Below are 25034 nucleotides of genomic sequence, written 5' to 3'. Positions count from 1 at the left end.
GCTGAGGTCGACCACTGACCGCACCGACACTGCGATGACCGGGGAGTCATCGAGCAACAGGGGTCGGGTCATGGTTCGTGCGCATCGAGCGCAGCTGGTACGGCACAGCGCAGCGGTTGCCGTCGTGCTGCTCGCTGCCCTCGGGGTGTCCGCGTCGGGGGCCCGTGCCGTCGTGCCGACCACGCCGCTGACCACCGAGAGCTTCGCCGGGGCCAGCACCGCCGGCAGCGGTTGGTTCCTTCCGTCGCGCGCCAGCAACTCCGGCTGCCTGACGGCCGGCACGGACGTCGCCCAGATGCCCGTCCCGGCGTGCGCGTCCACGCCGATCAACCCGGCGGGTTCCGGTGCCCTGCGCCTGACCCGCAACGTCGGCAACGCCGTCGGCACCGTCTACAACACGACGAGCCTGCCGAGCTCACAGGGCCTGGACATCCAGTTCAACACCTACCAGTGGAACGCCACGACCAACCCGGGTGCGGACGGCATCGCCTTCATCCTGGCCGCGACCGACCCGACGAACCCCGCGCCCCCGGCCAACCCCGGACCGCTCGGCGGCTCGCTCGGCTACTCCGCGACGCGCAGCAACAGCGCTCCTGGCGTCAGCTACGGCTACCTGGGTTTCGGGCTGGACGTCTACGGCAACTTCGAGGGATCCGGTTTCGGCGGCACCGACTGCCCGGCCAGCTCCCGGGTCCAGCAGAGCATCACCGTCCGCGGACCGGGCAACGACAACCTCGGCTACTGCGTGCTGGACACCACGCAGGTGACCTCCGGCGCGCTGGACGACCGGACCGGCACCACGCGCCCGGCGCCGGTCCCCGTGGAGATCGCGATCAACCCGGGGTCGGCGACCACCACCGCCTCCGGGGTGTCCGTGCCCGCCGACAGCTGGATGATCCAGGTCACCCCGCTCGGGGGCTCGACCGTGACCCGTACCGGCCCGCTGCCGTCCGCGGCGCGACTGGCCGCCCTGGGGTTCCCGTCGTCGTACGTGGACGGCGTCTCCGGGCTGCCGCAGCAGCTGACCTTCGGCTGGGCCGCCTCGACGGGCGGCAGCACCGAGACCCACGCGATCGACACGATGCGCTCGACGACGCTCAGCGGCCAGGTGCCGGTGCTGTCCGTCGCGGTGTCGGACGACGAGGCCGGGCACCTGGTGGCCGGTAACCACGCGGTGCTGACGGTGGACACGGCGCTGGCCGCCGGCCAGGGCAGCGAGTCCCAGCCGATCACCGTGACCACGATGCTGCCGCCCGGCCTGACGCCGACGCAGCCGACCGCGGCGGGGTACTCCTGCACCGTGTCCGGGCAGCTGGTGTCCTGCGTCTACGCACCCGCCTCGGCGTTGACGCCGGGCTCGTCGCTGCCCCCGCTGACGATCCCGGTCGACGTCGGAGCCGCCGCGACCGGCAGCTACACGATCTCCGCCAAGGCGTCCTCGGCGGACGCACTGCCAGCCACGACCTCCCACCAGGTGTCGGTGACCGCCTTTGTGGCACAGGCGAACCCGGCGTCCAGCACCTACGGTGACGCCGTCACCCTGGCCACGAACGGTCTGCCGTCGGGTGCTGCGGGCACCGTCGCCTTCAGCACCGGCGGGACGCCGCTCTGCTCCGTCACCATGCCCAGCTACTCGTGCGCGGTCCCGGGTCCGCTGCCCGTTGGCACGTACCCGGTCACCGCCACCTACTCGGGTGACACGACGTACGTGGCGCAGACGACGTCCACCACGTTCACGGTGGGCAAGGCGGCGACCGCGGTCACCGCACAGGCCGCTGCCGCCACGGTCACGTACGGCGCCGACGACCCCATCACCGCTGGTGGCCTGCCGTCGGGCGCGACCGGCACGCTCACCTTCTCGTCGGGTTCGGACGTGCTCTGCACGACGACCCTCCCGGAAGCCGTGTGCCTGCCCGGGTCGCTGCCGGTGGGCGAGACCACCGTCCACGTCACGTACTCCGGCGACGGCAACCACCTCGGGTCCACCGACGCAGTGACCGTCACGGTCACCAAGCTGGCCACGACGCTGGTCGCGGCGGTCAGTGACTCGAGCGTCGAGTTCGGGGCTCCCCCGGTGCTGTCCGTCACCGGGCTGGCCGTCGGATCGAACGGCACGGTGCGGTTCGAGGCAGGCGGGGTGCTGCTGTGCACCGCGTCGCTGCCGGACACGTCGTGCACCCCGGACCCCGCCCTCGAGGTCGCCGACTACCCGGTGACCGCAACGTACTCCGGCGACCCGACCCACGAGGCCGCCACCGACGACACCGCGTTCGAGGTCGTGAAGGCGAGCACCGCCGTGGTCGTGGCCACCTCCGCCGCCCAGGTACCGGCCGGCACGGCGCCGACCCTGTCCGTCAGCGGCCTGCCCGCCGGCGCGACCGGCACCGTCACGCTGACCTCCGGCACGGACACGCTCTGCGTGATCACCCTGCCGGCCACCTCGTGCCAGCCGCCCGCCGACCTGGCCGTCGCCACCTACCCGGTGGTCGCGACCTACTCGGGTGACGCGCACTACACGGGATCGGACGACGACACCACGTTCGATGTCGCACTGATCGACGCTGCGGCATTCGCGGCAAGCGCGAACCCGGCCGCCACCGTGTACGGCAACCCGGACACGCTGTCCTTCAGCGGGGTCGACCCGGCGGCCACCGGGTCGGTGACCTTCACCTCGGGCGGCACCACCCTGTGCGTCGCGCTGCTGCCGGCCACCTCGTGCCAGACGCCGGCCGACCTCGTGGTCGCGACCTACCCGGTCACCGCGACCTACGTCGGTGACCTCACGCACGCGGCCGCCACCGCGACGACGACGTTCGACGTGGTCAAGGCCCCGGTCGTGCTCGATGCCGGCGTCGCGGCTTCGCAGGTCAGCTACGGCAGCGCGCAGACCCTCTCGTTCTCCGGCGTCCCGGCCGGCGCCCAGGGGTCGGTGACGTTCAGCGCCGGTGGAGCCGTGCTCTGCACGGTCACCCTGCCGGGCACCTCCTGTGCCGCGCCCGCCGACGTCCCGGTCGGTGACCTGGTCGTGCAGGCCGTGTACTCCGGTGACGCGAACCACGAGGCGGCCCAGACCAGCACGGGGTACGCGGTGGTGCGGCTGGCGACCCAGGTGCTGGCGGCGGTCGCGCACCCCGCCACGCCCTACGCCGTGGCCGACACCGTCCTGCAGAGTGGCCTTCCCGCCGACGCGACCGGCACCGTGACGTTCCGCGCGGGCGGTCGGGTCCTCTGTGTCGCAACGCTTCCGGCCTCGTCCTGCGACGCTCCGGCCGACCTCGCGGTCGGCACCCACCACGTGGTGGCCAGCTACTCGGGCGACGCCCGCTACGAGCCGAGCCAGGACGCGACCCTGTTCGCCGTCACGAAGCTCAGCACCCGACTGAGTGCGTCAGCGACCCCGCAGGTGGCGGTCGAGGGCACCCAGGCGACCTTGTCGGCCACTGGGCTGCCGGCGACGGCCACCGGCACCATCCGATTCGCCACGGGCGGCCAGACGCTCTGTGTCGCAACGCTTCCTGCGACGTCCTGCGTCGCGACCGCGGCCCTGCAGGCCGGTCCTCACGGCGTCCGGGCGACGTACTCCGGCGACGCGGTGCACGACGGCTCGAGCGCGCGCACCTCGTACCGGCGGACGGCGCAGTCGCTGGCCCAGCGCAGCGTGTCCACGCCCGTGGGCTCGCCGGTGAGCGTGCCCGTACCCACGGCACCCGGCGGTGTACCGACCGTCGTCGCCGCACCGTCGCACGGCAGCGTCGTCGTCCAGGACGGGGTGCTCGTCTACACCCCGTCGGCCGGTTTCACCGGAACGGACACTGCCACCGTGGAGGTGACAGACACGCTCGGGAACGTCCGTGCGGTGGCCGTCACCTTCACGGTGCTGGCGGGGTCGACGACCAGTGGCAGCGGCACGCCGGACGTCGAGGGCACCAGCGTCCAGCTCAGCCGGCTGCCCCGCACCGGTGGGCTGGCGACCGGCCCCCTGGCGCTCGGGTTGTCGCTCATCGTGCTCGGTGGGCTCGCCGTCGCGTGGAGCCGCCGCCGCGAGGTGTAGCGGCTCGCGGGACCTAGGTCCCACGCCGCACAGCCGACCTGACGCCCTAGGATCGCTTCCAGGCGGGCGCGCAAGGCCCGACTCCTCGGGGTGAGGGAGGCGCTCATGGATGCGCTGGACGTGGCCCGGCTTCAGTTCGGCGTCACCACCGTGTACCACTTCTTCTTCGTGCCGCTGACGATCGGTCTGGCGCCGCTCGTCGCGATCATGCAGACGGTGTGGTGGCGCACGGGCGACGAGCGTTGGCTGCGGCTGACCCGGTTCTTCGGCAAGCTCTTCCTGATCAACTTCTCGATGGGCGTGGTCACCGGCATCGTCCAGGAGTTCCAGTTCGGGATGAACTGGAGCGAGTACTCGCGGTTCGTCGGGGACGTCTTCGGTGCACCCCTGGCGATCGAGGGTCTGGCCGCGTTCTTCATCGAGTCGACCTTCTTGGGCCTGTGGATCTTCGGCTGGGACCGGCTGCCCCGCGGCGTGCACCTGGCGACCATCTGGCTCGCCGCGATCGGCACCTGGCTGTCCGCCTACTTCATCCTCGCCGCCAACTCCTTCATGCAGCACCCGGCCGGGGTGCGGTTCAACGCCGAGCGCGGCCGCGCCGAGCTCATCAGCATCTGGGACCTGCTCACCAACGTGACCGCCCTGGCGACGTTCCCGCACACCGTGGGCGGGGCGGTCGTGGTCGGCGGCACGTTCGTCGCGGCGATCTCCGCCTGGTGGGCCGCGCGAGCACACCACAGCGGCGACGTCAGTGCGGTGGACACGTTCCGCCCGGCGATCCGGCTGGGCCTCGTGGCGCTGTTCGTCGGAGGCCTCGTGGTCGCGGTCTCCGGTGACACGCAGGCCAAGCTCATGTTCCAGCAGCAGCCGATGAAGATGGCGGCCGCGGAGGCGCTGTGCGACACCGAGACCGGGGCGGGCTTCAGCGTCTTCGCGATCGGGGACGTCGAGAACCGTTGCGACGTCAGGCAGCTGACCATCCCGGGGCTCACGTCGTGGCTGGCGACGGGCGACTTCGACGCGACCATCAAGGGTGTCAACGACCTCCAGGCCGAGTACGAGCAGAAGTTCGGACCGGGCAACTACAAGCCGCTGATCCCGGTCACCTACTGGTCGTTCCGGCTGATGATCGGCTTCGGGGCGCTCAGTGCCGTGCTGGGGCTCTGGGCGTTGTGGGTGACCAGAAAGGGGCGGGTGCCGACCAGTCGCCGGTGGGCGCTGGCGGCCCTGTGGTGCATCCCGGCCCCCTTCCTGGCGAACTCCTTCGGCTGGATCTTCACCGAGATGGGCCGACAGCCGTGGGTGGTGGCGCCGAACCCGACCGGCATCGACGGGGTCCGGATGCTCACCCACGACGGGGTCTCGCCGGTCTCGGCCGCCACCGTGTGGATCTCGCTGGTCAGCTTCACGCTGCTGTACGGGGCCCTGGCCGTGGTGTGGTTCGGCCTGATGCGTCGCTACGTCCGCGAGGGGCTGCCGGCGGCGAACCCGCCGCAGCTGCGGACGCCGGACGACGACCGCCCCCTGTCCTTCGCCTACTGAGGAGAGCGCCATGGAGCTGACGACCGTCTGGTTCGTGCTGATCGCCCTCCTGTGGACGGGCTACTTGGTGCTCGAGGGCTTCGACTTCGGGGTCGGGATGCTGCTGCTGCCGTTGAGCCGGGACGCCGACAAGGCGGTCACGCAGACCGACCGGCGACTGATGATCAACACCATCGGCCCCGTGTGGGACGGCAACGAGGTGTGGCTGCTGGTCGCCGGCGGCGCCACGTTCGCCGCGTTCCCCGAGTGGTACGCGACGCTGTTCTCCGGCTTCTACCTGGCCCTGCTGCTGATCCTGCTCGCCCTCATCGTGCGTGGGGTCGCGTTCGAGTACCGCGGCAAGATCGACGACCCCCGTTGGCGCGCCCGGTGGGATCTCGCGATCACCGTCGGCTCGTGGGTGCCGGCCCTGCTCTGGGGAGTCGCGTTCGGGAACATCGTCGCCGGCGTCCCCATCGACGCCGACCACCACTTCACCGGCACGCTGTGGACGCTGCTCAACCCGTACGCGCTGCTGGCCGGGCTGACCACCGTCACCCTGTTCCTGTTGCACGGCGCGGTGTTCCTCGCCCTGAAGACCGACGGCCCCATGCGCGAGCGCGCGGGTCGGGCTGCGGCCGGGATCGCGCCGGTGACCCTCGTGGTGGCGGCGGCGTTCGCCGTCTGGACCCAGCTGGCGCACGGCAAGACCTGGACGTGGGCCGCCGTCGTCGTGGCCGCGCTCGGGCTGGTCGGCACCGTGGCCGCGACCCGGCAGCGGCGTGAGGGCCTGGCCTTCCTGCTGACCACGGTGGTGATCGTGGCTGCGGTGGTGCTGCTGTTCGGGTCGCTGTTCCCCGACGTCATGCCGTCCACGACCGATCCCGCGTTCAGCCTCACCACCGAGAACGCGTCCTCCACGCCGTACACGCTCAAGGTGATGACCTGGGTCGCGGTGGTCCTGACCCCGTTCGTCCTGGCCTACCAGGGGTGGACGTACTGGGTCTTCCGTCAGCGGCTGACCAGCACGCACGTCGAGGGCACCACGGGGCTGGCGCCGCTCGCGCGGCGCTGACGGCGTGCCAGCGCTCGATCCACGCCTGCTGCGCCAGGTCGCGCCGGCCCGCCGGTACGTCGCGCTGACCGCCGCCGTGGGCGTGACGACCGGAGCCCTCGTCGTCGCCCAGGCACTGCTGCTCGCGGACGTCGTCGCCGCGGTGTTCTACGGCGCCGACGTGGGCGCGAAGCGCGCCCAGGTCGGCGCCCTCGCGGTCGTGGTGCTGCTGCGGGCCGTGCTGGCCTGGGTGCAGGAGCGCTACGGCGAGCGCGCCGCCACGCAGGTGGTGGCCCAGCTGCGGCAGGACGTGCTGCGGCACGGCGCCTCCCTCGGCGCCGGTGGGCTCACGTCCAGCGGGCGGACGGCGCTGGTCGCGCTGGTCACGGACGGGCTGGAACGGTTGCAGCCGTACCTGTCCCGATACCTGCCCCAGCTCGTCGCGGCCGCCGTGCTGACCCCGGCGCTGCTGGCCGTGGTGCTCTGGCAGGACCCGCTCTCGGCGCTGGTCATCGCCGTCACCCTGCCCCTCGTGCCGCTGTTCATGGCCCTGGTGGGTCTGATGACCCGCGATGCGTCCGCGCGTCGTCTGGTGACCATGCAGCGGCTGGGGTCGCAAGTGCTCGACCTGCTCGTCGGGTTGCCGACCCTGGTCGCGCTCGGCCGTGAGCGTGGACCGGCGGCGCGGGTCCGCCGGCTCGGTCAAGCGCACCGGCACGCCACCAACGCGACCTTGCGCACGGCGTTCCTGTCCTCGCTCGTGCTCGAGCTGCTGACCACGTTGTCGGTCGCGCTCGTGGCCGTCGAGGTCGGCCTGCGACTGCTGCACGGCAACCTCGGCCTGCGCACCGCGCTGGTCGTGCTGGTGCTGGCGCCGGAGGTCTACCTGCCGTTGCGCCAGGTCGGCACGCACTTCCACGCGAGCACCGACGGGCTCGCCGCCGCGGACGCCGCCTTCGCCGCGCTCGGGCAGCCGCTGCCGGCCGACGGAACCCTCGACGCGCCAGACCTGCGGACCGCCATCATCGAGCTGCGGGACGTCGTCGTCCGGCACGAGGGTCGGGATGAGTCGGCGCCGGACGGTCTGACCCTGACGCTGCGGCCCGGGACCGTCGTCGCGATGACCGGCCCGAGCGGGAGCGGCAAGACCACCGCCGCCCAGGTCGTGCTGCGGCTGAGGACGATCGACGACGGCGTCGCCGAGGTGGTGGACGTCGACGGCCTGCGCACTCCGCTGTCCCAGCTGGTCGCCCGGACCTGGTGGGACCAGCTGTGCTGGCTCGACCAAGATCCGGTGCTCGTCCCGGGGACGTTGCGGCACAACGCGTTGCTGTTCGAACGCCGCTCGGACGCGCACGCCGTCGACGAGGACAGGCTGGCCGCTGCGGCAGTGGCGGCCGGGTTCGAGCCGGTCGTGGCCGACGTCGCCGGCGGCTGGGACGCGCGGGTGGGTCGGGACGGGCTGGGGCTGTCGGCCGGTCAGCGGCAGCGGCTCGCCCTCGTCCGGGTGCTGCTCGCCGACGCCCAGCTGGTGGTGCTGGACGAGCCGACCGCGCACCTGGACGGAGTCACGCAGGACGTCGTCATCGCCGCCCTGGACCTGTTGCGGCGGCAGGGACGCACGGTCCTCGTCGTGTCTCACCGGGAGTCGCTCGCGGCGCACGCCGACGTCGTCGTGTCGTCACTGACCTTCGCTGCCCCGGAGGGTGCCCGGTGAGCACTCTGGTCGACACCCTCGCGGTCATGGCGCCGTCACGCCGCCGACTGCTGGTCGCGGTGCTGCTGGGCGCGCTCGCCCTCGGCAGCGGGGTCGCGCTCATCGGGGTGTCCGGGTGGCTGATCTCCCGGGCGGCTGAGCACCCGCCCCTGGTCGCGCTGTCGGTCGCCATCGTCGGGGTGCGAGCGCTCGGCATCTCTCGAGGCGTGTTCCGGTACCTCGAGCGGCTGGTCTCGCACGACGTCGCGCTGGCGGCTGCCGCGAACCTGCGCGAGCAGCTCTACCGGCGGCTGTCCGTCGCCGACCGGGCCACGATCGCCGGGCTGCGCCGGGGTGACCTGGTGACCCGTCTCGGGGCCGACGTCGAGCTGGTCGGCGACGTGCTGGTGCGCGGGGTGCAGCCGTTCGCGGTGGCCGGGGTCGTCGTCCTGGCGGCCGTCCTGGTGGTGCTGGCGCTCGTGCCGGTCGCGGGACTGCTGCTGGCCGGGTGCCTGCTGCTGGCGCTCGTCGTCGCGCCGGCCCTGGCCGGACTGGCTTCGGCGCGGGCGCACCAGGTCGCCGACGAGTGGGCCGGCGAGCTCACGGGCCAGGCGCACGACCTGCTCGACCACGGCGACGAGCTGGCCGTCAGTGGGCTGCTGAGCGGCCGGCTCGCCGCGGCGGCGCAGGCCGAGCAGCAACGCGCCCAGGCCCTGGACCGGGCGTCCCGTCCGGCCGCCTGGTCGGCGGCGCTGAGTTCGCTGTCGTGCGGTGCGGCCGTCATCACCGGGCTGGTGGTCGGCGCCGAAGCCGTGCGGGACGGCGACCTCGGGCGGGTGTGGCTGGCCGTCGTGACGCTGGTCCCGCTCGCACTCGCGGACGTCGTCTCGCCGCTGCCGGCCGCAGCGACCGTGCTGGTCCGCGGGTCATTGGCATCAGGGCGGCTCGCGCCACTGCTGCAGGCGGATCCAGCGCCTGACGACACGGCTGGCGTCGACACGGAGTTCGGCGACGACGGCCCCGGTCCCGAGCCGGCGGAGCTGGTGGCGTCCGGTCTGGCGGTGGGCTGGCCCGGTGGCCCGACGGTGTGGGACGACATCGACCTCGCGGCACTGCCCGGTCAACTCGTGGTGGTCGCCGGACCGAGTGGCGGCGGCAAGACGACGTTGCTGCTGACTCTGGCCGGGCTGCTCGGACCGGTCCGTGGCACCGTCACGTACGGCGGCGCCGACCTCGCCGCGATCGACCCGCACCGGTTGCGCCGTAGGGTCACGTTCCACGCGGACGACGCCCACGTGTTCGCCACGACGGTGCGGGACAACCTGCTGGTGGCTCGTGGTGACGCCTCGGACGACGACCTCGCCACCGCGCTCGAGCAGGTCGGGCTCGACGCGTGGCTGGCCGGGTTGCCGGAGGGTTTGGCGACCGTGGTGGACGCCGGGTCGCTGTCCGGCGGGGAGCAGCGCCGGCTGCTGGTCGCCCGCGCGCTGCTGGTCGGCAGCGAGGTCCTGCTGCTCGATGAGCCGACCGAGCACCTCGATCCCGAAGCGGCGCAACGGTTGACCAACGCCCTGCGTGAGCATGCCGGGGCCCACTCCGCGGCCGTCGTGGTCGCGACCCATGACCCACGGCTGCTGGCCCACGCCGATGTGCTGCTCGACCTGACGTCAGCGGAGACGCACGGTGACGCCGGGCTCCGCGGGGACGAGCTCGCCGACGACCGGCGCGCCGGGGATCTCGCCGGCGACCAGCAGCCCACCTGAGGTCTGGGCGTCGGCCAGCAGCAGCAGCTCCAGGTCGTCCACGCCGCCGGCGTCCAGGTGCGGTCGCACCCAGTCGAGGTTGCGTTGCGAGCCACCGGGCAGGTAGCCCTGGGCTGCGGACTCGCGCACGCCGTCGAGGTAGGGGACCGCCGCCGCGTCGATCACCGCGGTGACCCCGCTGGCCCTGGCCAGCTTGTGCAGGTGCCCGAGCAGCCCGAAGCCGGTCACGTCCGTGGCCGTCCGGATCCCCTGCGCGACAGCCGCTCCGGAGGCGGTGTCGTTGAGTGCCGTCATGCTGGCGATGGCGTGCTCGAACACCTCGCCCGTCCGCTTGTGCCGGTTGTTCAGGACGCCGACGCCGAGCGGTTTGGACAGGCTCAGCGGCTGCCCCGGGCGGCCGGTGGAGTTCCGCATGAGCTGGTCCGGATGGGCGATCCCGGTCACCGCGAGACCGTACGTCGGCTCGGGGGAGTCGATCGAGTGGCCGCCGGCGAGGTGGCACCCGGCCAGCCGGGCGACGTCCGCGCCGCCGCGCAGCACCTGGGCCGCGAGGCCCATCGTCAGCACGTCCCGTGGCCACCCCAGCAGGTTCAGCGCGAGCACCGGACGCCCGCCCATGGCGTAGATGTCGGACAGCGCGTTCGCCGCGGCGATCCGTCCCCAGTCGTAGGCGTCATCGACCACGGGCGTGAAGAAGTCCGTCGTGGAGAGCACCGCCAGCCCGTCGCGCAGCTCGACCGCGGCGGCGTCGTCCCCGGACTCCAGGCCGACCAGCAGCGGCAGTCCGTGCCCTGCGTCCAGGCCCGGGAGCCCGGCGACCACCTGCTCGAGCTCGCCCGGTGGGATCTTGCAGGCGCAGCCGCCACCGTGGCCGTACTGGGTGAGCCGCACGGACGTCGTCGCGTCGCTGGTCATGGGGTCGAGCCTAGGACCGGGTGCGTCTAGCGTGGCCTGGTGACTGGATTGCGGGTGCTGGTTGCGCCGGACTCGTTCAAGGGGACGATGAGCGCTCAGGTCGTCGCCGACGCCCTGGCGGCCGGACTGGCTGGAGCGGGCGCAGACGCCGTCACCTGCCCGCTCGCCGACGGTGGCGAGGGGACCACAGCGGTGCTGCACGCCGCGTGGGGTGGCGAGCTGGTGCGGCACACCGTGTCCGGGCCGTCGGGCGAGCCGGTCGTGGGTGAGCTCCTGCTGGCCGGTGACGGCCGGGCGGCGCTCGACACCGCCAGCGCGAGCGGCTTGCACCTGGTGCCCGCCGAGCGGCGGGACCCGTTGCGCGCCAGCACCTTCGGCACCGGTCAGCTGATCGCCGCGGCGGTGGCTGCGGGCGCGCGCGAGGTGCTGGTCGGCGTAGGCGGTAGCGCGACGACGGACGGCGGAGCGGGGGCCCTCGAGGCGCTTGCCCGGGCGGGCGGGATCGGCGACGCCGTGCTGCGGGTGCTCTGCGACGTCTGGACACCGTTCGAGCAGGCCGCGGAGGTCTTCGGTCCGCAGAAGGGGGCGACGGCGGACCAGGTGGCTGCGTTGACGGCACGGCTGCACGAGGTCGCCGGCCGGCTGCCGCGCGACCCCCGTGGCCGGCCGCGGACCGGTGCGGCGGGTGGCCTGTCCGGTGCGCTGTGGGCGGTCTACGGTGCGGACCTGGTGTCCGGCGCGGACGCGGTGCTCGACGCGGTGCGCTTCGACGAGCTGCTGGCCCGCACGGACCTCGTGGTCACCGGTGAGGGATGCCTGGATGCGCAGACCGGGCAGGGCAAGCTCGTCGCCGTCGTGGCGGCCCGGTCCGCGCGGCGCAGGGTGCCGGTGGTCGCGGTCGTCGGCCGACGGGCGCTCGATGACGCGGGCGTGGCGCGACTTGGGCTGCGCGCAGTGATCGAGGCAGGCGATCTCGGTGCGCTCGAGTCCGCGGGGGCCGCGCTGGCCCGAGACCTCGCCGGCTAGACGTGCGTGCTGCGGCTACCGAACAGCCAGCACGTCGAGAGCACGAAGAACGTGAGCATCAGCAGTGCCATCGGCAGCAGCGAGTCGTAGCCGAGGATGCCGGTCAGGGGCGTCACCAGTGCCCCGACCAGGAACGTCAGCCCGCCCTGCAGTGCGGCCGCCGTGCCGCCCGACCGCCGACCGGCCTGCTGCGCCAACGCCGTCGTGCCGGGGATCGACCAGCCCATGCTCGCCACCACCACGCTGAGCAGCACCCAGGGGACGGCGAGGGGTGAGTCCGGCCCCGGGTCGCCGAGAGCGACGACCACCAGGGCGGCGCTGGCGACGCACGCGGTCAGCACGCCGACGGTGCGCAGGCGCGCCGCCCCCAGCCGGACGACCAGCAGCCGGAACGCCAGGCTGGACAGTGCCATGGCTGCCGCGTTCGTCGCGAACAGCAACGCGTACTGGCTCTGGGTGATCCCGTACGTCGTCTCGAGCACGAACGACGAGCCACCGATGTAGACGAAGAAGCCACCGGTCGCCAGGGCCTGCACCACGACGTGCCGCATGAAGTGCCAGTCCCGAGCGAGGTCGGCCATACGCGCCAGGCTGTGCTGGATGCCGTGGCCCTGCCGGCGCTCAGGAGGCAGTGACTCAGGGATCGCCAGCACCACTGCGGCCACCATGGCCAGCCCGAGCAGCGTGAGGAACGCGAAGATGGTGCGCCAGCTGCCGACGGCGAGGATCACACCGCCGATGGCTGGTGCGACCACCGGCCCCAGGAACACGATCGCGGACAGGGTGCCGTATCGGGCGGCGGCGGCGTCCCCCTCGTAGTGGTCGCTGATCACTGCTCGCCCGACCGCCACCCCGCAACCCGCCACGATGCCCTGCACCAGCCGGAACGCCACCAGCGTCGGGCCGGTCGGTGCCAGCGCACAGGCGATGGAGGCGACGGTGAAGACCACGGTGCCGAGGATCAGCAGCGGACGGCGACCGTGCCCGTCGCTGAAGGGTCCGAGCACGATCTGGCCGATGCCGATGCCGATGATGAACGCCGTCAGGCTGAGCTGGGCGATCGTGGCCGAGGTGCTCAGCGAGCGCTGCAGCTCGGGGAGTCCGGCCACGTAGGTGTCCACCGCGAGGGGGCCGATTCCGGTGACCAGGACGAGTGCGGCCATCGACGGGTGGGCGCTGGGGTTGCGCCTGGCGTGCAGCATCGTCGTCCTTCGTGGCCTCGGGGTTCGTGACCAAGCCTAGGCGCCGCTCCAGTCCCGGCGACGTGTCGTCTCGCCAGACGATCCCGGAGCGCACTCTCACACCGAGATGAGTGCGTCCGTCGAATGCAGAGAACTGGGGCACTTGAGGTCGGCGCCACGCCCCACTTCCCTGATCTCGCTACCCTCGTGCCGATGATCGGAGTGACTCAGCGAACGCCAAGCTTCGCCTGTGCGCCTGAGGCGTCCTCACCGGTGAAGATCCACTGCGCGCTGTGATCGGGAAGTCGGTACACGAAGGCGGCGGCCGCCTGCTTGAACCCACTGATAGGGATCGGGGTGATGCGCACCGGTGGGTGGCCGGGCCTGGTGGCCACCACCGCAGCCACCGATGCGGAGACCGGACCGTAGGCGAACTCGTCATCCCCCGGCCCTCCGAAGACGCCGTACGTCTCGGACCTCGGGGAGGAGTCTGTGAAGCCACACCCGCCGCTGAACTCTCGCCGACCGTCCCGGCTCCTGAGTTCAAGGCACAGCTGGTCCTGGTAGCCGTGGCTCACGTCGAGCAGCCAGTCCGCACCACTCGCGACATGCTGAGCCTGCCTCGGTCCCGGGTCCGGGTCCGAACAACCGGCCACGAGCCCCGCACTGTTCGCTGCAACGGCGAGGCATCCGAGCAATAGCCATGATGACGACCTCATGCGACCTCAGCCGTCGCTGTCGTTGTCGGACAAGACAGGCGCACGCACTGCCCGAGCCGTCGGGTCATAGGCGAACCATCGGTTTGCCACCAGGCAGCCAGGTTCAGAGCCGGAACGCGAAGCCGTCCACGGCCATCCGCTTGCGTGAGCCGGCGCCGAGGTTGGTGACGAAGACCGTGTAGTCGGCGCGGGGAACGGTGATCTTGGCGAGCACGCGGCGAAACGTCGACGTGGACCCGTACGTGTCAACGGTGATGTAGCGCGTGCGACCACCACCATTGAGTTGGATGCGGACCTTGCCGCAGCTACGGCAACGCGCGCCGAGCACATAGACCACGCGGCCGTTGCCGCTGGTGTAGAGGTTGGCCCCCACCCGTGTCGTGACCGAGTAGGTGCCGTTGTACGCCGAGGTGGCCCGAGGGTGAGACCAGCCGCCTCTGTAGGAGACCTCGGCTGAGCGGTCGTCCAACGCGACCGCGGAGGACAGCCACGGGCTCCAGGTGCCCACGTGCCCGAGGTTGTCACGCGACCGGGCCGTGTACTGCTCCGTCATGGCCGGGTTGGCCAGTGACCAGATCTGCCACGACAGCACAGAGGTGCGTGTCGTCCATTGCATGGTCTCGTGGTGGTCGGCGACCGGTGACACGTTGCTGACCTGAATTCGGCCGTGGGGGTCGGTCGTCAGCTGCCGATAGCGCACGTCGTACTCGACACGGTAGCCCGCGGGAAGAGACGATTTCGGCGACCAGCGCAGGGGTACGTGCCCGCCCACCGCCGTGGCTGTGGCGTTGACGGCTGGGCCGACGAGCATGACCGCAGGCGCGCTGCGGCGGACCACAACGGTGCCGGTCAGGGACGACCCGCCGGTAGGACCCGTCATCGGCTGCCCCAGGTCGTCCTCGCCGGTCAGCCTCCACGAGTAGGTCGCGTCCGGGACGGCGTGGCCGGCACCGTCCCTGCCATCCCACGTGATGACAGCGCCGCCGGCTGACATGACGATGAGCTTGCGGACCAGGCTCCCGGAGCGGTCGATGGACAGCGTCAGGGTCGATCCGGCCGGCACCTGGCCCGTTGACAGGGCCCACGCCTCATATCGGCCGTCACCGTCGGGTGAAAACCCGAAGGGGGCCGTCACGACAGGCAGCGGGGTCGCGGCGTCCGCAGAGGCCAAGCTCGCCGGCAAGGCGCTCGTCACCAACGCGGCCGCGAGTGCGGCGCCCACCACTGCCCGGCGCATCCAGTCTCCTTCAGTCAAAACGCACACCCCACCCCTGACCGGGCCTCACCTTAAAGGAGCCCTGACCGTGGCGGCCACGAAACAGACCCAAGGGAGCCTTCGACATCACCTGCCATTCGCTTGACACTGGCACCGCTACTCGGCGGACTGGAATCGCCTTGCCAGCGACCTGCGTCACTACGCCGCGTTCCGGACGGCCGGTGAGTTACCGGATCTGCCGATGATCGGATGCACCGCGTCATCCCTTGAGGTCGTGGCACGTGGGACCGGACGCGATGGCCGAACTCATTCCGACCGGTGTGCTTCGGCCTCGGCTGCGTATCGTCGGTCACCCGCACGGGTGAGGCGTCATTTAGGGTGGAAGCAGTCTGCGACGGGTGCCGTCGCCTCGTGAGGGGGTTCGCGATGAGCTCAGTGCAGGTGGATGCGCGACGGGTGCCGGTGGAGCACCGCTGGCTTGGATTGGATCGGCGGTCGATTCCATACGCCGTGGTTGCGTTCGCCGTGATCGCTTTGTGGGCGTGGGTGATGCCGTGGGGCGACGCAAGGGTTGCGTGGGACGACACGACCCGCGCCGGTGAGGCGTTTCAGGTCACCGAGGACGTAACCATGACGGTCCCGCCGGGTTGGGGGGTGGTCGCTGGCCTGCGGACCACGGACGACCCCCGGATGGGCGACCAGGCTGCCGAGCAGACCGTGCTGGTGAAGGACGGCGTCGCGTTCTCGATCCTGCAAGGCCCGTTCGATGAGAGCGCGACTCGTCTCCTCGACCAGGCCGAGCGGATCACCGGTGCACAGAACGATGGGTACCACGTCTCAGGCGAGGCCCGGGACATCACCTCGGCGGCTGGCCTGCGCGGACTGACCCAGCCCTTCACCACCCCGGTCGGTGCCGGCGCCACGACGGTCTTCGTCGTCAACGGTCGAGGCATCGAGATCCAGGTCGCCGGCCAAGAGGGCCAGCTGACCCAGTTGCAACCGGAGATCGATGACATGATCGATTCCCTCGCTCAGGACGAAGGCGGGTCCTGATGAGCACCACGACGGCTGTGTCGGGCAATGCCGCCGCTTCCGACGGCCAGGAGCTCCTCGCGCGTCGCGAGGCCGCGATCCAGGAGTCGGGGTGGGGCGCCCGATTCCACCTGTTCCAGCCTCGCAACCTGTGCCTGTGGGTCTACCTCCTGTTGCTCGCGATGGGAGCTCGCCAGCTCTACGAGGTCGCGGCACCCACGGCGGCGGTGTTCGCCGACGCGAACCTCGCCGCGGTCGCCTCGACCGGCTCCTTCTGCCTGGTGTTCTTGCTGTGTCTCAACCACTTCGATCGGTACGAGCGCACGCCGGCCCTGTTGGCCGTGACTGCGTTCGTCGGCGGCGGCGTTGGAGCCCCGTGGGCGATGGCGCTACCCGGCAACGCTGCGCTGATGGACCTGTACGCGAAGTTCTTCGGGCAAGCGTGGGCGACAGACTGGAAGGCAGGTCTGACCGCGCCGTTCGTGGAGGAGAGCGCCAAGGGCGCGGTGTTCCTGCTGATGCTCGGCCTCGCGCCGTTCGTGATCCGCACCGTCTACGACGGCCTCATCGTGGGCGCCTACATCGGGCTGGGGTTCCAAGTCCTCGAAGACATGCTCTACGGCCAGAACGCCGCCTACGAGAACTTCGGGGTCAACCAGGTCGGCGCCGTGCTGGAGACCTTCGTCATTCGTTCGATCTCCGGGATCGCGTCACACGCCATGTACACCGCGATCTTCGCCGCCGGCATCATCTACCTCGTCGGCACCCCGGCCCAGCCACGTCGAGTAGGCCGTGGTCTCCTGCTGATGCTCTCGGCCATGCTCATCCACGGTCTCTGGGACTCGATGCTCGCCCTCGCCAACGCCAACAGCTTCGGCGTGAGCGCCCTGATGATCGGCATCACCGCGGCCAGCGTTGCCGTGCTCATTGCAGCGCTGCGGTGGGGTGCGCACCGCGAGCGCGACTGGCTGCACGACGTCCTGGCCCCGGAGGTCGCCAACGGCACCATCACCGAGCTCGAGCTCACAGCAATGGCCGGCGAGCGCTCTCGGCGGCGCAAGGACCGCAAGGCGGCTCTGAGAGGGCGTCCCGACGCTGTGAGCAAACGGCAGGAAAAGCACGTCCTCGCCGCATGCCTCGACCTCGCTCACGACTTGAGCGAGAGCAACGGGGTAGACACCGCAGCTGTGCAGCACTCTCGCGCTGAGATCCAACGACTCCGAAGCCACTGAGACGCGCCGCACGAGCGGGCGGAGAGTGTGCGCCTCGGAAGTCATAGCACGCGCCCGGATCTGCCGCGGTGAGGGCGGCTACGCTCGCCCGGATCTGCCGCGGTGAGGGCGTCACGTGACGAGGGGATGGGCCGGGTCAGGCTGGTACTCCTGCCAGCACTGGTCGCCGCCGTCCCAGATGTACCTGCGGGCCCTGAAGCTGAGGTTCCAGGCATGGACCATCGTCGTCAGTGAAGGCTCGACGACTTGATCCCAGCCGGTGCCGTGAGGGAACGCCCGATGCACCCGCGTGGGCTCGCCCACGCGCATGTCCACGACCAGGCTCAGGCTCTCGTTCCCGACCAGCGGCAGCCAGTAGGGCTGGTAGGTGATCGACTCATACGTCTTGCCAGGTCCAGCGAGGTCGAGCAGCTCGTCCCGGACTTCGAGCGCAGCGTGCAGCGGGTAAAGGTGAGTGCCGTTGGGCAACCACGTCTCGGGCCGGGGGCCTCCTGGGAGCGCGAACCACTCTTCGGTCGCGCCGTCGTGCCAGCCGAACCAGGTGACCACCTCCTCGGGGACATGGTCGAACTGGTCACCGAGGTACGCGTGCACTTCGCCGCGCGACAGTGCTGGGCGTAGCAACCCGCCGATCGCTGCGCCGCTGGAGCGAAGGTGCGACTCCAGTTCCTGCAGTTCGCTCGCCAGGTTCACGCCCAGGATCGTGTCACGCCACCTAAAACAGTTCACGAACATGCCGCGTTGAGGGCGGCTACGCTCGCCCGGATCTGCCGCGTTCAGGGCCGGACATCATCGCGCTGCTGGGATGGACAGGCGGCAACCTGGAGCTTCTGTCGCCCGCTGGTCGTGCTCGAACTCGTACGCGCACTCCCCGCACATGCCTCGCCTGTCGTTGCCGGAGCCACGGTGCTCCGACCAAGGGTGCCCACAGCCTGAGCAATCTCCCGGCGGGAGATGCCGGTCGGCCGTTGAGGCCCGGCGACGGCGCGCTTTGCTGGTGATCGACGCTCCGGCAACCACTGCCAGGCCGGCCAACATGACCGGCAATCCGGGCCCTGGAAGCGGCACGAGCAGTATCCCCACGATGATCGCCAGCCAGCCGCCCACGAGTACAGGGTTCCTGCGGAGCCATGCCCGCCGCGCCGCCCGGCGCTCGGACCGCACTTGCGCCCAGGGCAGGAGGCGGCCCGGCCCGACGATCTCAGAGAGCACGGATAGCTGTTCGTCATTGAGTGCAACGTAGGTGACCTCGCCATCGTGCAACCCCACGATCTGACGTCCATCGCCATTCCAGACGTCGCCGTCGTACGACCAGGGCATGAACGTGACCATGGCCTCCCACAGGGCCGGATCCGTGGCGTCCAACCAACCTGAGGTCGCGTAGGCACGGTCCTTCTCGGAGGTCTTGCCCGCCGCGACACGGAGTACCTCGCCGGCGTTCAACATGTCCTCAGGATCGCCGGGCCGCGCCCCAGGGATGTCGATCTGAAATCGAGCAGCGACCGGTGCCATCGCCCCAAGCACCGCTCGCCCGATCGCGTCCTGCTGGTCGTTGTCCAGACCATCGAGGTCGATCAGATACTCCACCAACTCCTGCACCACACCAGTCTGCTGCACCCCACTGGCGGCGCCCTACATCACCACTACCGGTCACTCCGTCGTTTCAGTCGCCGCAGCGTCCGCATCTGCCGCGTTGAGGGTGACCGCTCGCCCGGATCTGCGTGTCGCGCGCTCGTGCTGATGAGCGGGTGGTCCTAGTGCGCCCCAGCGACGAGTTCGACCATGTGGTCCGGAGGCCAGCCCCAATTGAACTGGCCGGCGCTCTCGGATGGGTGCTCGGGTCTTCGTCCCACGAACTTGATCGTTGCGGTGCGCGGAATCACCGCATGGATCCGCAGCGCCTGGTCTCCCGACGCCGTCGTCAGGACTACAACGTCACCAACCTGCAAGTTGTCCGCACGTACCCGAGCCGCCATGGCCCAGCTCCTAGGGACTGACCGCCGGAGCGCTTCCGCTCATGCCGCGTTGAGGGCGACCCGCTCGCCCGGATCTGCCGCTGATCGCGGCAGTGCCGTGGATGCCCTGACGATCCGGCACAATCGGTGCCGTGACCGAGATAACCCGTGCGGAAGTCTTCGATCAGCTCCGCCGTGTCATTGCCTGGGAGATTGAGGCACAGGTTGGAGTACGGCGCGCCGTCGATGAGATGCCGCCCCTAATCGCTGACTCCTTGCTGGACTTCTTCGACATCACCATGAAGCCCGGCGTCGACCTATCAGGGCTCGACTGAACATCCGGATCTGCCGCTGATGGCGCGACAGCATGGGTCGCGCGATGATTGCCTGGTGCCTGACAACACCATCTTCAACTTCTCGATCAGCAACCCATCGGGCGACGGCCAGGGCTTCGTTCCTGCCCTCCTTCGGCGTCTGGCTGATGCGATCGAGGTCGAAGGTGACGTCGACGTTCAAGACATCACGTTTCAGTCAGCAGTGACTGGTGGCGAAGACGACCTCACGATGACTGTCTACTTCCATCGCCAGCCCCGCCGTCGCTAGTCAGCTCGGCCGCAGACATCCGGGTCTGCCGCCTTTAGGGCGGGGCCCGCTCGTCCGGATCTGCCGCGTTGAGGGCGGTCATGCCGATGAGCGGACGTTACGAGGGCCTCGTCAAGTCGCGCACGACGACGTGGGCCGAGGGCGTCAGCGGCGACGGCAGCTCACCGAGGGACCACCACCCTACCGACGAGATCTCGTCGGGCACGTTCGTCGCGAGCTCGCCCCAATACCGGTCACAGACGAAGACGTGCGCGCCGTAGCTGCTGTCGGTTCCGGGGTACACCAGGTCGTAGGTCCGCAGGAACGCCACGGTATCGGCCGTCAACCCGGTCTCCTCGAAGAGCTCACGAACGGCGGCCGCCTGGGGCTCCTCGCCCGCCTCGACTCTTCCGCCCGGCAGGCCGAAGAAGCGATGTCCGTAATCCTGCCGGACGAACAGCAGCTCATCGGCGGCGCTCCGGACCAGGACCACGCTCGTCTCCCATTCCCACATCTGTCCATTCTCACCAAGTCATCCGGATCTGCCGCGTTGAGGGCGGCTACGCTCGCCCGGATCTGCCGCTGATCGAGTGCGGTTGTGCCGATGTTCGGATGCCCGCTCCGGCCGTATCGCGACGTGCGATCCTCTTCGTGTGCAAGTACTGACGGTCGCTATCTACGCCGTGGCAATCGGCTTTGGGATAGCTGCGTGCGTGGCCGCTGCGGCCGGTCGTGAGCTCTTCCCTGAACGGTGGAGCTGGCACGATGCTCCGCTCTTTCTCTTGGTGTTGATCTGGCTCGGCGACGGCTTCGTGGGCGATCCGAGTCGGTCCAAAATGGACCGGCTGCTTCATGGCGCCGTTGGTGTTACCTGGGGACTCGCGATTCTCATAACTCTTCTTTGGCGCCTGGCGCGCAGACGAGGACGAATCGAGCCTGACGCCACGCCCTGAACGCCTGAACAAGTCCAACGGCCGACCCGGCAAGGTTCACCACGTTCGACGCGCCGTGCCGGAAGTGCACGCACCGAATCCGTCTACGTCCGGGTCTGCCGCGGTGAAGGCGGCTTCGCTCGCCCGGATGTGCCGCGATCCGCGCGGTTGTGCCGATCTTCGGACGTCACGCTTGGTCGCGCCTGAATCGCAGCCACGAGCCGAGAGAGGCGAGTCCCCCAGCGACGGCGAGAACTGCAGCAACGCCAGCGCAGGCCGTCAGGACGTAGAAGATGCGCGGCGGTTCAAGCGAGTCACCGGGTCCAGGGTCCCCCATGTTCGACATGCCAGCGGCACTGATCAGGCCGAAAGCAAGGACGCCAAGGCCGACGGCGAGGTATCCAAACGTCGTCGTCAGTCTCGGGTGATGAGTCATACCGTCAGTATCGGCGTGCTGACCCTCATGCGAGGCGTGTACGACCCAGACGTAAGTCAAACCGCCGGTTCGTCCACCGAATCTGCCGTTGTCCGTCGGCCTGCGCCGTGCGGGTTTGGTACGCCTCAGCCCGATCGGCGACGTCGATCAGTCGATGCTCGGATCCTCGCTTCCCTCGAACTCGGAGACGATGATCTGATCCCAGGCACGTACGATACGAGCCGCTTGCTGCTCACTGGTCGCGAGTCCCGTCAGCAAGACGTTGTTCTGGTAGTCGAGCACGGCAAACCGCCATCGGCCCTTTGGCTCTGTGCGCTCGAGCTGCGCCCAATAGTGCCCTGCCAGGTCTTCCGGGAACCCAACCGAGGCGCCGTCATCGGTCATGCCAGCAGGGTAGGGGGATGGATTCGCGAGTGCCTGCCAGGCGTACAACCCCAGGGCAGAGCACGGAGGACGCCCGGCTCTACCGCTGAGCCTTCGCGGTCGTGCCGATGTTCGGATGGCTTGGCACAAACTCTTGCTCGGCAACTGGCATGCTGCCGCCGTGACTCTCGAATGCCAGCGATGCCATCGACCCGTCCGCGAGAGCGCCGCCCAGTATGAGGTGTTCGAGCGGATGCACTATGTCTGCTTTCACTATGAGTTCGAGCATGGCGATACTGACGTCGACACCGAGTGCGGAGCTGGCGGGTGCCCGTCGGCATCTCTGGCCGGCGGGCGGGACAGGGTCATCGCGACCGCACGAGCACTGGCTATCGATGCCGCCGGTGGTGCCCCTTGGACGAATGTTGCCTTGCACGAGTACCTGGAGGCGTTCGCCGCGTGGCTCGCCGATTCGGGGGGCTACTACGACAACCGCGACCGGGTCCCTCCGGGCAACGGATGGGAGGTTGTCAACGACGCCTTACAGGCGGCCACCATCTACGAGTGACCGGATCCGCCGCGTTGAGGGCGGCTACGCTCGCCCGAATCTGCCGCGTTGAGGGCGGTCGTGCTTGTGCGGCCGCGATTGAGTTCATCCCAAGACGTGGCCTGCCCTGGATCGCGCGTCGTAGGTTGCCATCGTGACCAGCGATGCGTTGCAGCGAGAGTGGCGGCTGCTGTCAAACACAGACCCAGCGGCACGGGCAGCGCTTGCCGCAACGGACCCCGAGGCCGCCTACCAGGCAATCACCCGGTCGCGGATGCAAGACCTTCTCGATGATCCCGAACTTCCCCACGCAGGTGAGCTCTACTGCGCCTGGGCCGAGCTCGAAGACCTCTTCGAGATTGGCCGTTCAACCCCTGAGCAGTTCAAGGCTCTAGTTCGGGTCGCAGCGCAGAGCTGGTTGGCACGGCCGGCGACGCAGTCCAGTGAGTGGCTCGAACGATGGACAAGAGAGACGCGCGAAGCCGTGACTTCTTGCTTCAAGACAGACGGAACGATCCTTGACGGGAAGCCCTTCCAATGACCGCACCCGGCAGCGGTGCAGCGCGCGCCGGGGGCCATACTCCTCTGCCGCTGACCGCGCTCAGTCGTGTCGTTGTTGGAAGCATGAACGCTGACGTCGCGCACCGGCAGGATGTGCGCATGGCTGCTCCCCACGACGCTGACCTCAACCGGCTATTCGAGGCTGCCCTTGAGTTCGGCTCGAACTGGCGCCGGCCCGTAGCCGAGCTGGCCGCCGAACTCTTTCCGAGCCAGCCGCAAGATGGTCGGGATGCGCTCGTGGCTGCCGTGGAGCTGGCCCGTTCAACGATCGAGGCCCATATCGAAGAAGTTCACATCCGTCTGGGAGGCCAGTGGCCCAGCGGTGAGGAACAGCAGGCAGAGGCGTGGATCGCCGACCGGTACCCGTGGATGACCAAGAAGAGCCGCCGCCGCGCCCGAAGCCAGGGGCAGTACTACGCCTGGCACGACCACGGCTGAACCGCACTCTCATGCCGCGTTGAGTGCACTGCCGCGCCCATCCTGGCCAGCGTGGCCCGCGGATGACGGCGACCGGGTTAGCCTGCGGGAGTGGACGGACGTGAGGGGTGGCTTGAGGCTGCCCGCCAAGTGACCCAGACAGGGATGGTCGATCTGACTTGTCCCGAGCTTGGCGATGCCGTGTTGCGGGCGGACTGGATCCCCGCCGGCGAGCAAGAGCCCAACCATGGCGAGTACCGCCTCTGGTGCCCAACTTGCGGTGCACAGAACCTTGTCCTCGTCCGGAATCGAGGCACGAGCTGAACATCCGGATCTGCAGCCGACCGCGACCGTAGCGTGCCCGCTGGCTCGGCAGTCACACCTTGGTCTGCCCCGACATCGTGTCCTCGAGGTACCTCAGGATGGACGGCGCGACCCAGGTCCTGCTGTCGTTCTCGTGGTTCCAGACGTAGACCTCCCGGTTGGCTCGCATGGCGACCCCGAACTGGTCCCCGTTGCCGGCGTCTGCGAAGAAGACGAGCGCGTCGAACGGCGTGTACAGATCGGCGAAGTCAGGGCTGGACGTTGTCAGCCGCGATGCGCACTTGGTCGCTTCGGTGGATCGACACGACGACTTAAGCAGCCTCACGACCCTACGCAATCCCGGGTCTCGCGCGGATCTGCCGCGTTGAGGGCGGCTACGCTCGCCCGGATCTACCGCTGATCGCAGGTTCGATTCATGACTGCGGCCGGTCAGCCAGTGGATGGCGCCTCAGCGGTCTTCACCGCTTCGATCACCACCGCGAGCGTGACATCAGCCAAGTGCCAGGCCACCCTGTCCGCGTCCTTCGGGCCAAGCGGATGCGGCCCGTACTCGGCCAGCTCGCGAGCGAGCAACCGCTGAAGTTCTTGTTGCTCGGCCCTGAAGTCTTTGCGCTTGCTCACTTGCGTCACCCTTCCTGACAGACTCGGCGCACACCCCTGTGGCACATCCGATCATGCCGCTGATCGCGCGCGGCCGTGCCGATGAGCGGATTGGCCGGAGCGTGCCTCTCATTCCGTGACGTGCGAGTCAGCCTGCGCTGAGGAAACCGGTGAGCCAGTTGCGAAGGGCGACGGTCTGGTTCGGCCCGAGACTGATGACTGCGGGCTCTTGCCCGGGCTTGGTGAGGTGGAGCTCGACCACGTGCCCGTTGTCCCAGAAGACCAGCAACTCGGGTGGCTCGTGCCCGGCGACCGACTCACCCTCAAGCTTCAGCGGCGATGGCAGCATGCCTGCTCCTCAGGTCAGTAACTGCGGGTATCGAGGCCAACGCTGCCGCACTTCGCTTGAAGGGGGCAATCCCGAGCTCTCGACACCACCGTGCCCGACTGGTGGTCGGAATTTCCGTATCTGCCGCTGACCGTGCGCGGTCCTGCCGATGAGCGCGCTTTGTCGGACGACGATTCGTCTGGCGGGGTGGCTCTGGATGACGGTTGGATCACGACGTCACATCCACCCCATGACGGCCTTTATGGTGCGTCCGGGAGGTGAGCATGTCGCGTCGCGTTCGCGCTGCGCTCGTGGCCGTGGGCTTCTGCGTCATCGTCGTGCCGGTGATGGTCCTAAGCGCCCGACAGGGTTGGCGCCTTGGCATCGGACACGCGCCAGACCTCGGCGGCTGCGGATGTTTCGACCCGGCCCAGGGGCTTGCCACCCTCGTGGCTGGGTCGGTCGGAGCGCTTGCCGGGACAGTACTGGCGGCGAGCCTGCTGAGCCTCGTTGCACTCGGTATTTACGTCCACCATCATGGCTTCGTAACGCGGGGACTGGATGAAGAGGGGAGGAGGCGAGT

Annotated in this window: 24 protein-coding genes; 13 read left to right on the top strand and 11 right to left on the bottom strand. The window is 69.7% G+C overall.

The annotated features are described in order from the left end of the window. The first annotated feature begins 70 nt into the window (after window positions 1–70). From ABEB17_RS19735 to cydC, 5 genes are all read left to right on the top strand, one after another. Window positions 71–4051, top strand: a complete 3981-nt coding sequence (locus ABEB17_RS19735) for an Ig-like domain repeat protein (protein ID WP_345718456.1) — start codon at window positions 71–73, stop codon at window positions 4049–4051. A 105-nt stretch (window positions 4052–4156) separates the two neighbouring features. After that, window positions 4157–5593, top strand: a complete 1437-nt coding sequence (locus tag ABEB17_RS19730) for a cytochrome ubiquinol oxidase subunit I (RefSeq protein ID WP_345718455.1) — start codon at window positions 4157–4159, stop codon at window positions 5591–5593. Window positions 5594–5603: 10 nt separating this feature from the next. Continuing rightward, window positions 5604–6647: a cytochrome d ubiquinol oxidase subunit II gene (gene cydB / locus ABEB17_RS19725; RefSeq protein ID WP_345718454.1), complete on the top strand. Its 1044-nt coding sequence runs from the start codon at window positions 5604–5606 to the stop codon at window positions 6645–6647. Between the two features lie 4 nt (window positions 6648–6651). Beyond that, a complete protein-coding gene (cydD, locus tag ABEB17_RS19720) occupies window positions 6652–8343 on the top strand; it encodes a thiol reductant ABC exporter subunit CydD (RefSeq protein ID WP_345718453.1) in 1692 nt (563 codons plus the stop codon). Beyond that, entirely contained in the window at window positions 8340–10085 is a 1746-nt protein-coding gene (gene cydC, locus ABEB17_RS19715; protein WP_345718452.1) for a thiol reductant ABC exporter subunit CydC, read from the top strand. The genes cydD and cydC overlap by 4 nt, the downstream gene beginning before the upstream one ends. Here the strand turns inward: cydC and selD are convergent. Continuing rightward, window positions 9990–11000 (bottom strand): selenide, water dikinase SelD, encoded by a 1011-nt coding sequence (selD, locus tag ABEB17_RS19710; protein WP_345718451.1) that lies wholly within the window; start codon window positions 10998–11000, stop codon window positions 9990–9992. The genes cydC and selD overlap by 96 nt on opposite strands. 39 nt (window positions 11001–11039) lie before the next feature. Here selD and ABEB17_RS19705 point away from each other — a divergent pair, with 39 nt between their 5' ends. Next, window positions 11040–12026, top strand: coding sequence for a glycerate kinase (locus tag ABEB17_RS19705; protein WP_345718450.1), 987 nt, complete (start codon window positions 11040–11042; stop codon window positions 12024–12026). Here ABEB17_RS19705 and ABEB17_RS19700 read toward each other — a convergent pair. The 3 genes from ABEB17_RS19700 to ABEB17_RS19690 form a co-directional block, all read right to left on the bottom strand. Then, complete coding sequence (locus tag ABEB17_RS19700) at window positions 12023–13228, bottom strand: multidrug effflux MFS transporter (RefSeq protein WP_345718449.1); 1206 nt, start codon at window positions 13226–13228, stop codon at window positions 12023–12025. The two genes, ABEB17_RS19705 and ABEB17_RS19700, sit on opposite strands and share 4 nt — an antisense overlap. Window positions 13229–13434: 206 nt before the next feature. Further along, window positions 13435–13785, bottom strand: coding sequence for a hypothetical protein (locus tag ABEB17_RS19695; protein WP_345718448.1), 351 nt, complete (start codon window positions 13783–13785; stop codon window positions 13435–13437). Between the two features lie 244 nt (window positions 13786–14029). Next, window positions 14030–15163, bottom strand: coding sequence for a hypothetical protein (locus ABEB17_RS19690; protein ID WP_345718447.1), 1134 nt, complete (start codon window positions 15161–15163; stop codon window positions 14030–14032). A 405-nt stretch (window positions 15164–15568) separates the two neighbouring features. Here ABEB17_RS19690 and ABEB17_RS19685 point away from each other — a divergent pair, with 405 nt between their 5' ends. Beyond that, window positions 15569–16195 (top strand): hypothetical protein, encoded by a 627-nt coding sequence (locus ABEB17_RS19685; protein WP_345718446.1) that lies wholly within the window; start codon window positions 15569–15571, stop codon window positions 16193–16195. Continuing rightward, on the top strand, window positions 16195–17406 hold the full coding sequence (locus ABEB17_RS19680; protein ID WP_345718445.1) for a PrsW family intramembrane metalloprotease: 1212 nt from the start codon (window positions 16195–16197) through the stop codon (window positions 17404–17406). The genes ABEB17_RS19685 and ABEB17_RS19680 overlap by 1 nt, the downstream gene beginning before the upstream one ends. A 111-nt stretch (window positions 17407–17517) precedes the next feature. Here the strand turns inward: ABEB17_RS19680 and ABEB17_RS19675 are convergent, their stop codons facing one another. Together ABEB17_RS19675 and ABEB17_RS19670 are read right to left on the bottom strand one after the other, a co-directional pair. After that, window positions 17518–18099, bottom strand: a complete 582-nt coding sequence (locus tag ABEB17_RS19675; protein WP_345718444.1) for an SMI1/KNR4 family protein — start codon at window positions 18097–18099, stop codon at window positions 17518–17520. 96 nt (window positions 18100–18195) lie between these two features. Then, window positions 18196–19005, bottom strand: a complete 810-nt coding sequence (locus tag ABEB17_RS19670) for a PGPGW domain-containing protein (RefSeq protein WP_345718443.1) — start codon at window positions 19003–19005, stop codon at window positions 18196–18198. Window positions 19006–19513: 508 nt separating this feature from the next. On the opposite strand from ABEB17_RS19670, the gene ABEB17_RS19665 reads away from it, so the two are divergent. Together ABEB17_RS19665 and ABEB17_RS19660 are read left to right on the top strand one after the other, a co-directional pair. Then, on the top strand, window positions 19514–19696 hold the full coding sequence (locus tag ABEB17_RS19665; protein WP_345718442.1) for a hypothetical protein: 183 nt from the start codon (window positions 19514–19516) through the stop codon (window positions 19694–19696). Between the two features lie 55 nt (window positions 19697–19751). Next, window positions 19752–19964, top strand: a complete 213-nt coding sequence (locus tag ABEB17_RS19660) for a hypothetical protein (protein ID WP_345718441.1) — start codon at window positions 19752–19754, stop codon at window positions 19962–19964. Window positions 19965–20061: 97 nt separating this feature from the next. Here ABEB17_RS19660 and ABEB17_RS19655 read toward each other — a convergent pair whose 3' ends face one another. After that, window positions 20062–20457, bottom strand: coding sequence for an NUDIX hydrolase (locus ABEB17_RS19655; protein WP_345718440.1), 396 nt, complete (start codon window positions 20455–20457; stop codon window positions 20062–20064). Window positions 20458–21458: 1001 nt separating this feature from the next. Next, entirely contained in the window at window positions 21459–21695 is a 237-nt protein-coding gene (locus ABEB17_RS19650) for a hypothetical protein (protein ID WP_345718439.1), read from the bottom strand. Between the two features lie 160 nt (window positions 21696–21855). Between ABEB17_RS19650 and ABEB17_RS19645 the strand changes: the two genes are divergently transcribed. The 3 genes from ABEB17_RS19645 (at window position 21856) to ABEB17_RS19635 (ending at window position 23220) form a co-directional block, all read left to right on the top strand. Then, window positions 21856–22242 carry a DUF7660 family protein gene (locus ABEB17_RS19645; RefSeq protein ID WP_345718438.1) on the top strand — a complete coding sequence of 129 codons (387 nt, stop codon included), beginning with the start codon at window positions 21856–21858 and terminating at the stop codon, window positions 22240–22242. A gap of 133 nt (window positions 22243–22375) precedes the next feature. Continuing rightward, window positions 22376–22762 (top strand): hypothetical protein, encoded by a 387-nt coding sequence (locus ABEB17_RS19640; RefSeq protein WP_345718437.1) that lies wholly within the window; start codon window positions 22376–22378, stop codon window positions 22760–22762. An 83-nt stretch (window positions 22763–22845) separates the two neighbouring features. After that, window positions 22846–23220 (top strand): hypothetical protein, encoded by a 375-nt coding sequence (locus ABEB17_RS19635; RefSeq protein ID WP_345718436.1) that lies wholly within the window; start codon window positions 22846–22848, stop codon window positions 23218–23220. Between the two features lie 355 nt (window positions 23221–23575). Here the strand turns inward: ABEB17_RS19635 and ABEB17_RS19630 are convergent, their stop codons facing one another. The 3 genes from ABEB17_RS19630 to ABEB17_RS19620 all read right to left on the bottom strand — a co-directional run bounded on the left by ABEB17_RS19630 (window position 23576) and on the right by ABEB17_RS19620 (window position 24472). Beyond that, window positions 23576–23848: an SMI1/KNR4 family protein gene (locus tag ABEB17_RS19630; protein WP_345718435.1), complete on the bottom strand. Its 273-nt coding sequence runs from the start codon at window positions 23846–23848 to the stop codon at window positions 23576–23578. Window positions 23849–23952: 104 nt separating this feature from the next. Then, window positions 23953–24144, bottom strand: coding sequence for a hypothetical protein (locus ABEB17_RS19625; RefSeq protein ID WP_345718434.1), 192 nt, complete (start codon window positions 24142–24144; stop codon window positions 23953–23955). 127 nt (window positions 24145–24271) lie between these two features. After that, window positions 24272–24472: a hypothetical protein gene (locus ABEB17_RS19620; RefSeq protein WP_345718433.1), complete on the bottom strand. Its 201-nt coding sequence runs from the start codon at window positions 24470–24472 to the stop codon at window positions 24272–24274. Window positions 24473–25034 lie beyond the last annotated feature (562 nt).

The organism is Angustibacter luteus, assembly GCF_039541115.1.
Lineage (GTDB): Bacteria > Actinomycetota > Actinomycetes > Actinomycetales > Angustibacteraceae > Angustibacter > Angustibacter luteus.
The sequence above is the reverse complement of the archived record's forward strand: the minus strand, read 5'-3'. Positions and strand labels throughout refer to the sequence as shown.